This window comes from Myxococcus sp. SDU36, from assembly GCF_030168875.1.
GTDB lineage: Bacteria > Myxococcota > Myxococcia > Myxococcales > Myxococcaceae > Myxococcus > Myxococcus vastator.
Genome location: NZ_CP077414.1, coordinates 2307693 through 2321336 on the forward strand (window position 1 = coordinate 2307693; position 13644 = coordinate 2321336).

General features: G+C 71.2%; 12 protein-coding genes. 7 read left to right on the plus strand and 5 right to left on the minus strand.

Translation table 11 applies throughout. From position 1 onward, the window contains the following. The first annotated feature begins 245 nt into the window (after positions 1-245). Both KGD87_RS09020 and KGD87_RS09025 read left to right on the plus strand, forming a co-directional pair. Entirely contained in the window at positions 246-995 is a 750-nt protein-coding gene (locus KGD87_RS09020; RefSeq protein ID WP_284667058.1) for a hypothetical protein, read from the plus strand. Then, positions 988-2037, plus strand: coding sequence for a GNAT family N-acetyltransferase (locus tag KGD87_RS09025; RefSeq protein ID WP_284667059.1), 1050 nt, complete (start codon positions 988-990; stop codon positions 2035-2037). The genes KGD87_RS09020 and KGD87_RS09025 overlap by 8 nt, the downstream gene beginning before the upstream one ends. Positions 2038-2074: 37 nt before the next feature. Here KGD87_RS09025 and KGD87_RS09030 read toward each other — a convergent pair whose 3' ends face one another. After that, entirely contained in the window at positions 2075-2839 is a 765-nt protein-coding gene (locus KGD87_RS09030) for a DUF4336 domain-containing protein (RefSeq protein WP_284667060.1), read from the minus strand. Continuing rightward, complete coding sequence (locus KGD87_RS09035) at positions 2836-5880, minus strand: error-prone DNA polymerase (protein WP_284667061.1); 3045 nt, start codon at positions 5878-5880, stop codon at positions 2836-2838. Before KGD87_RS09035 ends, KGD87_RS09030 begins: the two co-directional genes overlap by 4 nt. Positions 5881-6084: 204 nt before the next feature. Here KGD87_RS09035 and KGD87_RS09040 point away from each other — a divergent pair, with 204 nt between their 5' ends. The 4 genes from KGD87_RS09040 to KGD87_RS09055 all read left to right on the plus strand — a co-directional run bounded on the left by KGD87_RS09040 (position 6085) and on the right by KGD87_RS09055 (position 9884). Then, positions 6085-6567, plus strand: coding sequence for an NfeD family protein (locus KGD87_RS09040; RefSeq protein WP_176417087.1), 483 nt, complete (start codon positions 6085-6087; stop codon positions 6565-6567). A gap of 5 nt (positions 6568-6572) precedes the next feature. Further along, a complete protein-coding gene (locus tag KGD87_RS09045; protein WP_284667062.1) occupies positions 6573-7679 on the plus strand; it encodes an SPFH domain-containing protein in 1107 nt (368 codons plus the stop codon). 89 nt (positions 7680-7768) lie between these two features. Beyond that, entirely contained in the window at positions 7769-8143 is a 375-nt protein-coding gene (locus tag KGD87_RS09050) for a hypothetical protein (RefSeq protein ID WP_284667063.1), read from the plus strand. Positions 8144-8381: 238 nt separating this feature from the next. Beyond that, complete coding sequence (locus tag KGD87_RS09055; protein WP_284667064.1) at positions 8382-9884, plus strand: ATP-binding cassette domain-containing protein; 1503 nt, start codon at positions 8382-8384, stop codon at positions 9882-9884. Between the two features lie 32 nt (positions 9885-9916). On the opposite strand, the gene KGD87_RS09060 is transcribed toward KGD87_RS09055, so the two are convergent. After that, on the minus strand, positions 9917-10891 hold the full coding sequence (locus KGD87_RS09060; RefSeq protein ID WP_284667065.1) for an NAD-dependent epimerase/dehydratase family protein: 975 nt from the start codon (positions 10889-10891) through the stop codon (positions 9917-9919). Positions 10892-10991: 100 nt separating this feature from the next. On the opposite strand from KGD87_RS09060, the gene KGD87_RS09065 reads away from it, so the two are divergent. Then, positions 10992-11522 carry an FHA domain-containing protein gene (locus tag KGD87_RS09065; protein WP_284667066.1) on the plus strand — a complete coding sequence of 177 codons (531 nt, stop codon included), beginning with the start codon at positions 10992-10994 and terminating at the stop codon, positions 11520-11522. Positions 11523-11542: 20 nt separating this feature from the next. Here KGD87_RS09065 and KGD87_RS09070 read toward each other — a convergent pair whose 3' ends face one another. Further along, complete coding sequence (locus KGD87_RS09070) at positions 11543-12073, minus strand: hypothetical protein (RefSeq protein WP_284667067.1); 531 nt, start codon at positions 12071-12073, stop codon at positions 11543-11545. Between the two features lie 52 nt (positions 12074-12125). Beyond that, positions 12126-13637, minus strand: coding sequence for a Y-family DNA polymerase (locus KGD87_RS09075; protein WP_284667068.1), 1512 nt, complete (start codon positions 13635-13637; stop codon positions 12126-12128). Between the last annotated feature and the right edge of the window lie 7 nt (positions 13638-13644).

Genomic DNA, 13644 nt, shown 5'->3' on the forward strand with positions numbered 1-13644 from the left:
CCCATCCCGGGGCCGCCCGAACCCTCCCTCCGGGACGGGCGCCCTTGAAGGCACCTGGACGTCGGCTCGCGGACGGCCACCCCTCCCCTCACGCCGGGCCCGCATCTCACCTGCCCACTCCCAAACGCGGAGCCTGTGTGACACGTCACGCTTCAGCGGGGGACCTGATCGGCCAAAGACATACTCAAGAAAATACAGAAGAAAGCAGCTGCGCGGCGCGTTCACAACCTCGAATCATGTTCGTCATGCACAAGATGCAATGGCGACGTTTGGACGAGATGCTGGGGGGGCTCAGACCGCCAGAGGACTGCGGCCTCGAGCAGCTCTCGCGGGGCTCCATCGAGCAGGTCACGGCGCTCCTGGGGAAATGGTATCCGGACATCCGGGTCGGCACGGAGAGCCGGCACCTGGAGCACTCTTTCTATGAGCAGCATGTCTGTCTCCAAGGCGAGTCTCCGGACCGGCCGGTGTATGCGATTCTGGGAAGGGACCGGGCCACCCAGGAAATCATCGGGCTGCTGACGCTGGAGAAGAACGTTCGCGGCCTGCAGCTGTCCGCCGCGATGGGGGCCGTTGAGCCTTCGCAGCGAGGCCTGGGCCTGGGGCAGTTTGGCATCTCCCTGCTGGAGCAGGTGGGGCGCGGCATCGGCGCGGAGGTCGTCCTCTACTACTCCACCCTGAAGCTGGCCCGGGCGCAGCGCAACGCCGAGCTCCGCGGCTTCAAGCTGGTGGGCCTGGTGCCCGCGTTCGACGTGGACGCCATCGCGCCCAACACGGTGAAGCGCGTCTATGAGGCCATCTACGCGAAGGTGCTCGTCGGCCCGGAGAAGGTCCACCTCCCCGACTGGAATGCCCTCATCCCCACCACGCGCGCGCTGTACACACACCTCTTCGGCCAGCACCCGTCCGCCACCACCGTGGAGCCCATGAGCGCCGTCCCCATTCCTACCTTGGCGCCGGTGCCCGCCTCCGCGCCCGAGGCCCGTCATGGTTGAGGTCCGCGCCTTCGAGGGCGACGCGAAGGAAGCGTCCCGGTTCATCAACAGCGTCTGGCAGCGCACCTACGGCGCGAAGATGGGATTGACGGTCTGGGACGAGCGCTTCTTCGACTGGCTGCTCTTCAGCAATCCCCTGGCGGACCGGGACTACCTGCTGGGGGCGTACTCGAAGGGCAAGCTGGTGGGGGCCTTCCTGGCGGAGCCCGCGAAAATCCAACTCGGCTCGCGGCAGGTGGATGGCACCTACGGGAGCTGGGTCAGCGTGGCGCCAGAGAACCGGGGCCAGGGGATTGGCATCAAGCTGTCGGACACCATGCAGGCACGTCACCGCGAGCGTGGCGCGGCCATCACCCTGGGCTGCGTGGCCAACGGCACCCTGGGCCCGGGCTTCTGGGGCCGGCGGAGCCACACGCGCTACCTCAACGGCCTGGGCATGTGGCTGCACGTCTTCAATACGGAGAAGGCGGTCCGCTGGTCGCTGAGCATCGCCGAGCGCGCGTTCCTCACCTTCACGCGTCCGCTCCACCACCGGGGCTTCCTGGCGGCTCGCACCGACGGCGTCCGAGCCTACCAGCCCCGGGACCTGTCGCAATGCATGGCCCTGGTCCAGAAGATGATGCGGCCGGTGAACCTGGGCTATGCCTACACGTCGGAGCGCCTGGCCCACCAGCTCCAGTTCCGCGACGTCCCACGCACCTTCGTCCTGGAGCGGGACGGCGTCATCCAAGGCCTGGTCAACTACTACACGTTGCAGATGACGGCCCGAGGCCTCCTGACGGCGGGACTGGTGGACCTGCTCGCCTTCCAGGACGGGCTGCCTTTTTCGGAGCAACGGCGGCTGCTGTGGGTGGCCATGCAGGACATGGTGAGCCAGGGTGTCGACTGCGCCGCGATGCTGCGCAGCCCGTGTACGCCCGCGCACCTGATGCTGCGCTCCGGGTGGTTGCCATTCCCCGGGGGCTCCCGAGTCACCTGCCTGCTCACCACCCCCGACGTGGAGCTGCCCGCCTCCCCCCGGGTGTTCATGCACCTGCGCTGACGCGGCGCGCGCGGCCAGGATTCGCCACGCCCGTGCGTCAGCGCAGCCAGGAGAAGGCGCGCTCGAGCGGGGCCACGCCCTCATCGAGGTGACAGCGGCCGTGCGCGAGGAGCACCCGTCGAGGCTGCCATGCCATCATCTGCTGGTAGCAGGCGCGCGCCTGCGCCGTCCGTCCCCAAGTGGTCACCCGCACCTCGCGTGGCGTCTGTCCCGGCCACATCGTTCCGCCGAGCGTCAGCAGCCATCGCAGGCGGGGCCGGAGACGCTCGGGCTCCAGCGCCATGACCAGGTCCGCGACAATCAAGGTCGAGGACGCACCGTGGAAGAACACCACCTCTTCCACGAAGCGGCTGCCCCGGAAGATGAGCTGGCCCAGCTCCGTGGCCCAGGCCGCGGGCGCGGCGTCGCCGAGGTCGGCATCGAACGGGACGTCCATCTTCTGGGAGCGCGCCCGCTCGCGAACGCCCGGAGACGCCCAGGCCGTCGCGCGCGGATGGCGTGCCTTCCAGGCCGGGATGCCCGCGTAATGGAACCGGTTCGGAGAGACGAGATGCTCCACCGGGCCGAGCGCATCAACCTGCTCGAACAACCCGGGCGTCGGCGCCGTGGGCGACCAGAGCCACAAGCCGCCCGACCTCAGGCGGACGATGACCATGCGCGTCGGGAATGGCAGGGAGATGGGGCCCACGCGCATCCTCGCCACCGGCCCGTCCACCCACCAGACGCCGTCCGCCACGGGCTTGAGGGTGGAGAGCGGCGTGTAGGGGCGCACCCCGTCATTCCATTCGAGTTCGGCGGTCATCGCCCAGGCAGCGTACCCCGCTGTCCATGCAATGACGCCACGCGACTGGACTTCACGTTCGTCACCTTGCCGGAGCGCTCCAGGACGCCTTCTCCCACCAGGAAGAGCGCGCCATGGATGTCCTTCCGGCACCGCTCGTACACGTCCGGAGGCACCACCAGGTTCGCGATGCCCGTCTCGTCCTCCAGGGAGATGAAGCAGATGCCCTTGGCCGTGGGGGGACGCTGGCGGCAGATGAGCATGCCGCCCACCGCCACCCTCCGCCCGTGGGCCACCTTCTTCAGCCCCTCCGCCGTCACCGCGCCTTGCTGCTTCAGCACGGGGCGCAGCAGCTCCAGCGGGTGCTTCTCCAGCGACAGCCCCACCGTGTCGTAATCCGCGACGACCCGCTCCAGCACATCCATGGACGGCAGCTCCACCGCCGTGCCGTCCATGGCCATGCCGAAGAACAGGTCATCCGCGTCCAGCGGCCCCAGCGCCTGGAGCTCCCACAACGCCTGACGCCGGGAGCCACACAGCGACGACAGGGCGCCCGCCAGGGCCAACCGCGTCAGCTCGTGCCGAGGCGCCCGCGACCACCGCGCCAGGTCGCCCACGTCGCGGAAGCCCTCGCGCCTCGCCGTCGCCACGCGCCGCCCCGCGGGCTCGCCCAGGCCCTTCACCATCCGCAGTCCCAACCGCAGCGCGGCTCCGCCCTCCTCCAGCGTGCAGTCCCAGCTCGAGTGCCGCACGTCCACCGGCCGCACCACCACGCCATGCCGCTGCGCGTCCGCCACCAACGTGTGCGGCGCATAGAAGCCCATGGGCTGCGAGTTGAGCAGCGCCGCCGTGAAGGCCGCCGGGTAGTGGCACTTCAGCCAACTGGACGCATACGCAATCAACGCGAAGCTCGCGGAGTGGCTCTCCGGGAAGCCGTAGTGCGCGAAGCCCCGGAAGTTGTCGAACCACTCCTCGGCTTGCTTGCGCGTGTACCCCCGCGACACGCAGCCCTCCACGAAGCGCCCCCGGTATTGCAGCAGCATGGATTCGGCGCGCTTGTGGCTCAGCACCCGCCGCAGTCCGTCCGCCTCGCCCGCGGTGAAGCCCGCCGCCACCATGGCCAGCTTCATCGCCTGCTCCTGGAAGAGCGGCACCCCCAGCGTCTTGCCGAGAATCTCCTTCACCGCCTCGCTCGGGTACGCCACCTGCTCCTGGCCATGCCGCCGGCGCAGGAAGGGATGCACCATGTTGCCGACGATGGGCCCCGGGCGGATGAGCGCGATCTCCACCACCAGGTCGTAGAACGTCCTCGGCCGCAGCCTGGGCAGCATGTTCATCTGTGCGCGGCTCTCAATCTGGAACACGCCCACCGTGTCCGCCTCGCACAGCATGTCGTAGACCTTCGGGTCCTCGGCCGGCACCGTCGCCAGGGACAGCTCCCGCCCGTGGTGCTCGCGAATCAGCGCGAAGCACTTCGACAGCGCCGTCAGCATGCCCAGCGCCAGCAGGTCCACCTTCAGCAGCCCCACCGCGTTGATGTCGTCCTTCTCCCACTGGATGACGGTGCGGCCTGGCATCGCCGCGTTCTCCACCGGCACCAGCTCCGTCAGCGGCTCGCGCGTCATCACGAAGCCGCCCACGTGGATGGACAGGTGCCGGGGAAAGCCCTCCAGCTCCATGGCCAGCGCCAGCGTCTTCTGGACCCGGCCGTCCTCCGCGGACAGGCCCGCCTCGCGCAGCACGTCCGGCGTCACGTCGAAGCCGTTCGACGCGGACACCTTCGACAGCCGGTCCACCTGGTCCAACGACAGCCCCAGCGCCTTGCCCGTCTCACGCAGCGCCAGCCGGCCCCGGTAGCAGATGACTTCGCACACCATGCCCGCGTGTCGGCGTCCGTGCTTCTCGTAGACGTACTGGAGGACCTCCTCGCGGCGCTCGTGCTCGAAGTCCACGTCGATGTCTGGCGGCTCCTTGCGCTCCATGCTCAGGAAGCGCTCGAACAACAGGCCCATCCGCACCGGGTCGATGGCGGTGATCTGCAGCGCGTAGCAGACCGCCGAGTTCGCCGCGCTCCCCCGCCCCTGGCAGAGAATCCCCCGGGCCCTGGCGAAGCGGACGATGTCCCACAGCGCCAGGAAGTAGCCGGCGAAGTCCAACGCGGCGATGAGCTTCAGCTCGTGCTCAATCTGCTTCACCACCGCCGGGGGAACGCCTTCCGGATAGCGGAACCGCAGCCCTTCGGAGGTCAGCACGCGCAGGTGTGCGTCCGCCGTGCGACCTGCGGGCAGGCCCTCTTCCGGGAAGCGGTAGTGCAAGTCATCCAATGAGGCGTGGCAGCGCGAGGCCAGCTCCGCCGCGCGCGCCAGGGCCGCTGGCCGGTCCGCGAACAGGCGCGCCATGTCCCGTGGGGACTTCAGCGTCCGCTCCGCGTTGGGCAGCAGCCGCGTCCCCGCCTGGTCCACCGGCGTCCCGTGGCGGATGGACACCAGCACGTCCTGCAGGGCCTGACGCCGACGGTGGTGCGTGTGCACGTCGTTGTGCGCGACCAGCGGCACGCCGAGCTCCAGCGCCAGCCGCTCCGCCCGGGCCTCGCGCTCCGCGTCCCCCGCGGACAGCGTCCGGCAGACGCCGACGTGGAAGCGCTCCGGGAAGGACTCCGCCAGCGAGGCGACCTGCTCGAAGGGCGCGGGCTGGGGCAGGAGCGCGAGCAGCCCCGCGGACCGGTCCGCCACCGCGCGCCACGGCAGCCCGGCCTCCCCCTTGGGGTGGGTCATCCGGCTCTGGGACACCAGGGCGCACAGGTTCGAGTACCCCGTCCCATCCGCCGCGTACACCACCACCGGGGGGCCGTCCTCCAGCGTCAGCTCGGCGCCCAGGATGAGCCGCACCCCGTGCTCCTTCGCCGCCAGGTGCGCCTTCACCACGCCGTACAGGCCATCCGCGTCCGTCAGCGCGAGCGCACGCAGCCCGAGCCTCGCGGCGGTGGCCACCAGCTCTTCCGGATGCGAGGCCCCGCGAAGGAACGAGAAGTTGGAGCGGCAGACCAGCTCGGCGTAGTCCACGCCCGGATCTAGATACCGAACAGGCGTTCAGGCGCTAGATTGGATCTTCGCGGTGCGAGCAAGCGACTTCATGGGTTGCTCCCCGCGCTGGTCCGCGTTCTTGACCACTGCGCTCTTCCGCTTTCGAGAGAGCGTCGCGGCGCTTACTGAAGCCCTCGCGACCGTTTGACAGGACGCCAACCCGACTGACAAACATCCTTCGCCATGGACCTCACTCCCACCGCGTGGCAGCTCTGGCTGATCGCGGCGCTCCTTCTGGGAGCGCTGGAGCTCCAGCTCACCAGCTTCATGGTCCTCTGGCTCGCCGTGGGGGCGCTGGCCACCTCTGTCGGGGCGGCCCTGGGCCTGGGGCTCAATGGCCAGCTCTACCTGTTCACCGCCGTCTCCGTCGCCCTGTTCGCGGCCTCTCGCACCCTCTTCAAGAACGTTTTCATGCGTGACGCCACGCATTTGAAGACAGGTATCGAGGCCATGCTTGGCCAGGAGGCCGTGGTGGTGGAGTCCCTGGGCGACCCGCTCGGGGGCACGGTGCGCATCAATGGCGAGCTGTGGACGGCGCGCTCCCTGTCGGGCCCGGTGCCCGAAGGCGAACGCGTCACCGTGGAGCAGGTGGAAGGTCTCAAACTCTGGGTGCGCCGACCGACGGCGTCATTGCCGGTTCCCTCGGAGGCTCCGAGGAAGGAGTAGGCGGGATGGAAGTCGTGACGATTTTCGGCGTCTTCGCGGTCATCCTGGTGGGCATCGCCGCCACCGGCATCCGCATCGTTCCCCAGGCCAAGGTCATGGTCGTGGAGCGGCTGGGCAAGTTCTACAAGACGGCCAGCAGCGGCCTCAACTTCCTCATCCCCTTCGTGGACGCGCCCCGCGCCATCGAGATGCGCACGGGCAACCGCGTCATGCGCAGCAACCTCGTGGACCTGCGCGAGCAGGTCATGGGCTTCGACACCGTCCAGGTCATCACCCACGACAACGTCAACATGGAGGTCGGCTCGGTCATCTACTACCAGATCGTCGAGCCCGCGAAGGCGCTCTACCAGATAGAGAACCTCGCGCTCGCCATCGAGCAGCTCACGATGACGAACCTGCGCAACATCATGGGCGGGCTGACGCTGGACCAGACGCTCACCAGCCGCGAGACGGTCAACACCAAGCTGCGCATCGTGCTGGACGAAGCCACCGAGAAGTGGGGCGTCAAGGTGACGCGCGTGGAGCTGCGCGAAATCGAGCCGCCCCAGGCCATCAAGGCCGCCATGGCCAAGCAGATGACCGCCGAGCGTGAGCGCCGCGCCGAGGTCACCAAGGCCGAAGGCGACAAGTCCGCCGCCATCCTCCAGGCCGAGGGCGAGAAGATCTCCCGCATCCTCCGCGCCGAGGCCGAACGCGACGCCGAGGTTGCCCGCGCCGAAGGCCACAAGCGCGCCACCATGCTGCAGGCCGAAGGCAAGGCCGAGGCCACCCGGCTCGTCTTCGAGGCCATCCACAACGGCCGCGCCACGCCCGAGGTGCTCGCGCTGCGCTACATGGAGACCCTCCAGGAGCTGGGCAAGGGCGACAACAAGATGTTCATCCCCTACGAGGCCACCGCCACGCTGGGCGCCGTCGCCGCCCTCAAGGAGGTCTTCGCCCAGACGGGAGAGGCCACCAGACCCGCCCCGGCGCCGGCTCGCTCCGCCGCGAGCCTGAGCGCCCAGGCCATTGCCCGGAACACGGTGGCCCCCGAGCACGCCACCCTCCCCGGCGGCACGCCCACCGGGGCACCCCGGCGCCAGCGGCCCGCCCTGGACTCGCAGGACGACTGAGCCCTGGCGCAGGCACCCAAGGGCGCTTCGCGGGAACCTTCCCTGTGTCCGGATGTCAGAGCCTCCGGACACACCCACCGGAGGGGAACATGCAGGACATCTTCATCGCAGGAGGCTGGGGGATGTACCCCACGTTGCTCGCGGGGATCGCGCTCATCACCACGTGCGTCCAGTACGCGCGCCGGCCCGCGCCGCGCTACGTGCCGCTGATGCTGTCGCTGGGACTCTGCACCTTGATTGCCGGCACGCTCGGCTTCGCCACCGGCATCCTCTCCCTCCTGCACGCCTATAGCGGCCCACTGTGGGACCAGGGCCCGCGCGTCCTCTTCGTCGGCACCCATGAGGCGCTGCACAACGTGGCGCTCGCCCTGCTGCTCGCCATGCTGGGCGCCCTGCTGGCGTCCGTCGGCGCGTGGCGGCGCTCCCGCCGGATGGAGAGCTTCGCGGCGCCCGCGGCAGGTTGATGCGAGACAGCCAGCCGCGCTGCCGGAGTCGCGCGCCCTGCCCCCATGAAGGCAAGGGTTGCATTCCGGCGCGCGCCTGGACATAGATTGCAGCCATCCCAGGAGGGATTGACGCCCCCTCCCAACGAGAGGTCTGACGCACCCTTGAGGACGCTTCGCTGAACCCCCAGGTCCGTTGACGTTCCCGCGCTGAGCCGCCTTCAGGCTGGCTTGCGCCCTGGCTTCAGGAGCTTCCTTCATGCCTTCCGTACGCGCGCACCGCGTTTCGTTCGCTTTTTCCGACGCCGTTCCCGTCCTCTCCGATGTCGACTTCCACCTGTCCCCTGGCTGGACGGGGCTCGTGGGCGCCAATGGCGCCGGCAAGTCCACCCTGCTCCGGCTGTTGGCGGGAGCGCTGACCCCCACCGAGGGGCACCTCCAGTTGGAGCCGTCCGCTCCCACCCTCCGCCTCTGCCGTCAGGAGGTGGAGGCGCTGACGCCCGACATCTCCGCCTTCGCGGAGTCGTGGGACTCCGTCGCGCGGCGACTGCAAGGCCAGCTGGGCCTGGACGTCACCGCGCTGGAGCGCTGGCCCACGCTGTCCCCGGGCGAGCGCAAGCGGTGGCAGGTGGGCGCCGCCCTGGCCGCGGAGCCCCACTTGCTGCTCCTGGACGAGCCCACCAACCACCTGGATGCGGAGGCCCGGACGTGGCTGGTCTCCGCGCTGCGCCGCTTCCGGGGCCTGGGCATCGTGGTGTCCCACGACCGCGACCTGCTGGAGTCCCTCACCACCTCCACGCTGCGCGTCCACCACGGGAGCGCGCGGCTGTGGCCCGGCGCCTACACCGCCGCGCGGGCGCACTGGGAGGCGGAGCGCGAGACTGAAATCGCCACCCACCAGCAGGCCCGCGCCGAGCAGCGCCGCGCGGCGCACCTGCTGGACCAGGCCCGGCGCGAACAGCAGTCCGCGGACGCCGCGCGGCACACCCGCAGTCGCCTGAAGAACAAGAACGACAACGACGCCCGCTCCATGGGCGCCAAGGTCGTCGCTGGCTGGGCGGAGGCGGGGGCCGGACGGCGCGTGGGCATCGCACGGCGCGAGCTGGAGCGCGTCAGCGAGGCCGTGGGCGAGCTCACCGCGGACAAGACGTTGGGTCGCTCCGTCTTCCTGGACTACGTGCGCGCGCCGAACCCGTGGCTCTTCACGCTGGACGTGCCCGGCCTCCGCGCCGGTGACGTGGAGCTGCTGGGGCCCGTGAAGCTCTCCGTGAGCCGCGAGGCCCGCGTGCGCATCGAAGGGCCCAACGGCGCCGGCAAGAGCACCCTGGTGCGCGCGCTGCTGGAGAACGCGCGCATTCCGCTGGAGCGCGTGCTCTCCCTGCCCCAGGACGTCAGCGCGGACGAGGCCCGGGCCACGCTGGACGCGGTGCGCGCGCTGCCGCCCGAGGAACGGGGCCGCGTGCTGTCACTCGTCGCGGCGCTCGGCGTGGACCCGGAGCGGCTGCTCGCCTCCGAGCAGCCCTCCCCCGGCGAGGTGCGCAAGCTCCTCATCGCCCAGGGCCTGGGCCAACACGCCTGGGCCCTGGTGCTGGACGAGCCCACCAACCACCTGGACCTGCCGTCCATCGAACGGCTGGAGGCGGCGCTGCGGGAGTACCCCGGCGCGCTGCTGCTCGTCACGCACGACACGTCCTTCGCCCAGGCCTGCACCTCCGAGGTGTGGCGCGTGGAGCGTGGCCAGGTGACGGTGACGTCCGGGTAGTCGGCGCGACCGTCAAGGGACACGGAGGTCCCTCATGCACCGGCATGCTGGAGGAACCACGCCACCAGCCGGGCCAGCCCCTCCTCCACGGAGACGCGCGGACGGAAGCCCGTCTCCCGCTCCAGCGCGGAGGCGTCCGCCCAGGTCGCGTCCATCTCCCCTGGCTGCGCGGGCGTGGACTTCACCCGCGCCCGGACGCCCAGCCGCCGCTCCAGGATGGACAGGAAGGCCCGCACGGAGACGGGCTCGCCCCGGCCCACGTTGAGGACGCGACAGGCCGGTGCCCCCTGGGGCGGCCGATCCATCACGCGCACCACGGCCTCCGCCACGTCCTCCACGTACGTGAAGTCGCGCTGCATCCGGCCCTCGTCATGCAGTGACAGCTCGGCGCCGTCGCGCAGGGCCCGGAGGAAGCGCAGGGGCGCCATGTCCGGGCGCCCCCACGGGCCATACACCGTGAAGAAGCGCAGGCCGCTGGTTGGGAGCCCGTGCAGATGGCTGTACGCGTGCGCCAGCAGCTCATCGGCGCGCTTGGTGGCCGCGTAGACGCTGAGCGGGTGGTCCGCCGCCGCGCCCTCCTGGAACGGAGGCACCGAGCCGGCGCCGTACACGGAGCTGGAGGACGCGTAGACCAGGTGCCGCACCCGGGCCGCGCTGGCCTGCTCCAGCACCTGGAGGAACCCCGACACGTTGGCATCCACGTACGCCTGCGCGGTGCCCGCCGGCGCGCGCACGCCCACTCGCGCGGCCAGGTGCACCACGGCCTCGGGGCGCGTCTGCTCGAAGAGCGCCCGCAGCAAGGGGCCGTCGGTGACGTCCACGGGACGGAAGGTGAAGCCCGCCGCCCCTGGCAGCGTGCCGAGCCGCGACAGCCGGGCCTGCTTCAACGCCACGTCCCCGGACGGGTCCAGGTTGTCCACGCCGATGACGTCATCACCGCGCGCCAGCAGCCGTGCGCTGACGTGGTGGGCAATGAAGCCCGCAGCTCCCGTGACGAGTACCCGCATCCACCTTCACGCTCCCACGCCTGCCTCCAACACACCACGGCGGAAGACGTGGACGCGGCGCTTCCCGTCCCCGCCACTTGCACGTAGGGTGGAAGCCCTCATGGTGTCCGTGAATCAGCTCCGCCCCTTCGCCGGTGCCTCGCTGGACGCGTTCCGGGCCGCGTCCGGCCCCGTGGCCCTCATCCAGCAGCCCGTGGAGCTCATCCGCCAGCACCACCGGGGCCTGGCGGCACGCACCGTCGGCATGGCACACCGCGCGCACATGGACGAGCGGCTGCTCGCCATGCTCCGCGACTTCGACAACCTGGAGGTCCACTTCCTCCAGCCCTCCGTGGACGGAGAGGAGCTGACGGTCGGCCGCACCGAGGAGTGCGACCTGGTGGTGCCCGACCCGTCCGTCTCCCAGCACCACGCCACGATGCGCTGGAACGCCGCCCGCGGCGGCTTCTCCGTGCGTGACGCCGAGTCCATGAACGGCACCTTCATCAACGGCGCCCCCCTGGGCTACCGCGCCCAGGTGGTGCTCCACGACGGGGACACCCTGGCCTTCGGCGACGCCCAGTTCCTCTACCTGCGCGCCGAAACCGTCTACGAGCACCTGCGCCTGGCCGTCCCCAAGAGCGCGCTCTGAGCCGCCCCCGCGCCCGGGGCTCACGGAATGGCCTGGATGGCCTCCACCACCGCCTTGCGCAGGTAGGAGCGCAGGTCCGTCTGCGCCTGGTACATGCCAATCGTGGAGACGGTGCGCGTGGAGTTGTTCCACCGCAGCTTTCCGTTGGGGCCCACCACGCCGGTCTCCAGCAGCACCTCCGCGCGGCCCATCAACTGGGCGGACGTCACGTCCACCCAGTTCAGCACCACCACCACTCCGGCCTCGGCCGCGTTGTCGTCGATCATCGCCACCACCTCGTGGATGGTGGGTGACGGCGACTGGGAGATGCGCGTCCCCACCACCTCGAAGCCCCGCTCGCCCAGCGTGGCCTGGGCCTGGCTGACGAGCACCGAACGGGGGTTGCCTTCCCCCATCATGTCCTGCCGGTACGTGAAGGTCGGCAGCGCGTCCACCCGGGAGCCCACCACCACCACCACCTTGCGCAGGGCCCCTGGCGGGCGGACCTGACGCGGAGCGCACGAAGCGAGCAGGAGGCACAGCAGGACGGCCGCGGGGCGGAGGACGCGCATGACGGGGAACCTGGGAGACGGGTACGGGGCCACTATGCTGGCCCGCCGGGCCTCAGTCGAACAGTCCCTGGAGGTAGAAGCGTCCATCCCGTCCGTCGCGGAACACCCAGGCGGGGCCCAGCCCCTCGAAGTGGACCCGATAGTAGTCCCGCTGGAAGGGTGTCTGTGACCACCACTCCCCGCCCAGCCGCTCCGGCCCCGTGAGCGCCGTCACCCGGTGCCGCCGGCCCCCCATGCGCGCGGCCAGCAAGCGCCCGGACTCCGCCACCTCCGCGTCCAGGCACGCCGGCTCCGCCAGCAACCGGGAGGGCCGCTCCCGTGAGGCCGCCGGCACCGCGCCGCGCTGGGCCCCTGGCTCCAGCAGCTCCGCGGACAGGCCCCGCCGCGCCTCCGGAGGCCGGAAGGCCCGTGCTCCATGGGCCGCCTCGGGCCGGTGGACCGACGCCAGGCCCGCCGCGAAGAGCGACGCCTCCCCCAGCGTGGACGCCAGCCGCGACAGCACCACCTCCAGCGCCGCGTCGCCCTCCGGCGCGTCCCCCAGCGCGAGCTGCTGCCCTCCGTCCTCGGAGTGCTCGTCCACCCGCGCGGACACCTCCGCCACCGGGTGCTCCAGCCGCAGCTCCTCCAGCCGGTGCCGCGCCAGCTCGTGCAGCAGCTTCGCTCGCGCCGTGGGCCGCGCCAGCGTCAGCGTCACCTGCCGTTGCCCCGAGGGGTCCAGCTTCAGCGTGAAGGTGAGCCGCACCGCCGCCCGGCACCGCCCGGACAGCCGCGCGCCCAACCGGTCCGTCAGCGTCTTGAGCGCGAAGCGCAGCGGCTCGAAGGACTCGGCCGGGAAGTCCAGCACCACGCGCTCCTCCAGCACCGCTTCCAGCGCCGCGGGGACGAAGGGCGTGTCGTCCTCCCCGCGGCACCGCGCGTGGAGTCGTGCGCCCGCCGCGCCGCCCCGGGCCGCCACGGCCCCCGCGGGCAGCGCCGCCACCTCGCCCAGCGTGGTGAGGCCCAGCGCGGAGAACGCCGCCCCCTCGCGGCCTTCCAGCGCGGACAGCGGCAGCGGCGCCAGGGCCCGGGCGCTGTCCCCCGGAGCCACCACCTCCACCCGGCGCGCGCCATGCCGGGCCACCGCGCGCGCGGTGAAGGCCTCCGAGGCCACCACCACGCGCGCCCGGTAGCCCAGCTCGGCGCACAGCGACAGCAGCCGCGCGCCCAGGCCTTCCTCGCCGTCGCACAGGTGCGCGGCCCCCGCGTCCAGCCACAAGCCGTCCGGCGCGCAAAGCTGGAAGCCCGGGGCCAGTGGCAGCAGCGCCTCCCCCAGCGCCGTCAGCGCGCGCAGCTCGTCCTCCGGGCGGTGCTCGAAGTGCCGCAGCCCCGGCTCCAGCGCGGTGGCCGCCGTCAGCGTCATCCCCGGGCGCACCCCCGCCTTCAGCGCCGAGGTGGAGGCGAAGGCCACGCGGCGCTGGCCACGCACCGCCTCCACCAGCGCGAAGGGACGGCCCGCCAGCTCCGGGGACTCCACCACCCGGCGCTGCACCGGGAAGCGGGTGAGGTGCAGATAGGCCCTGCGCATGTCGTGC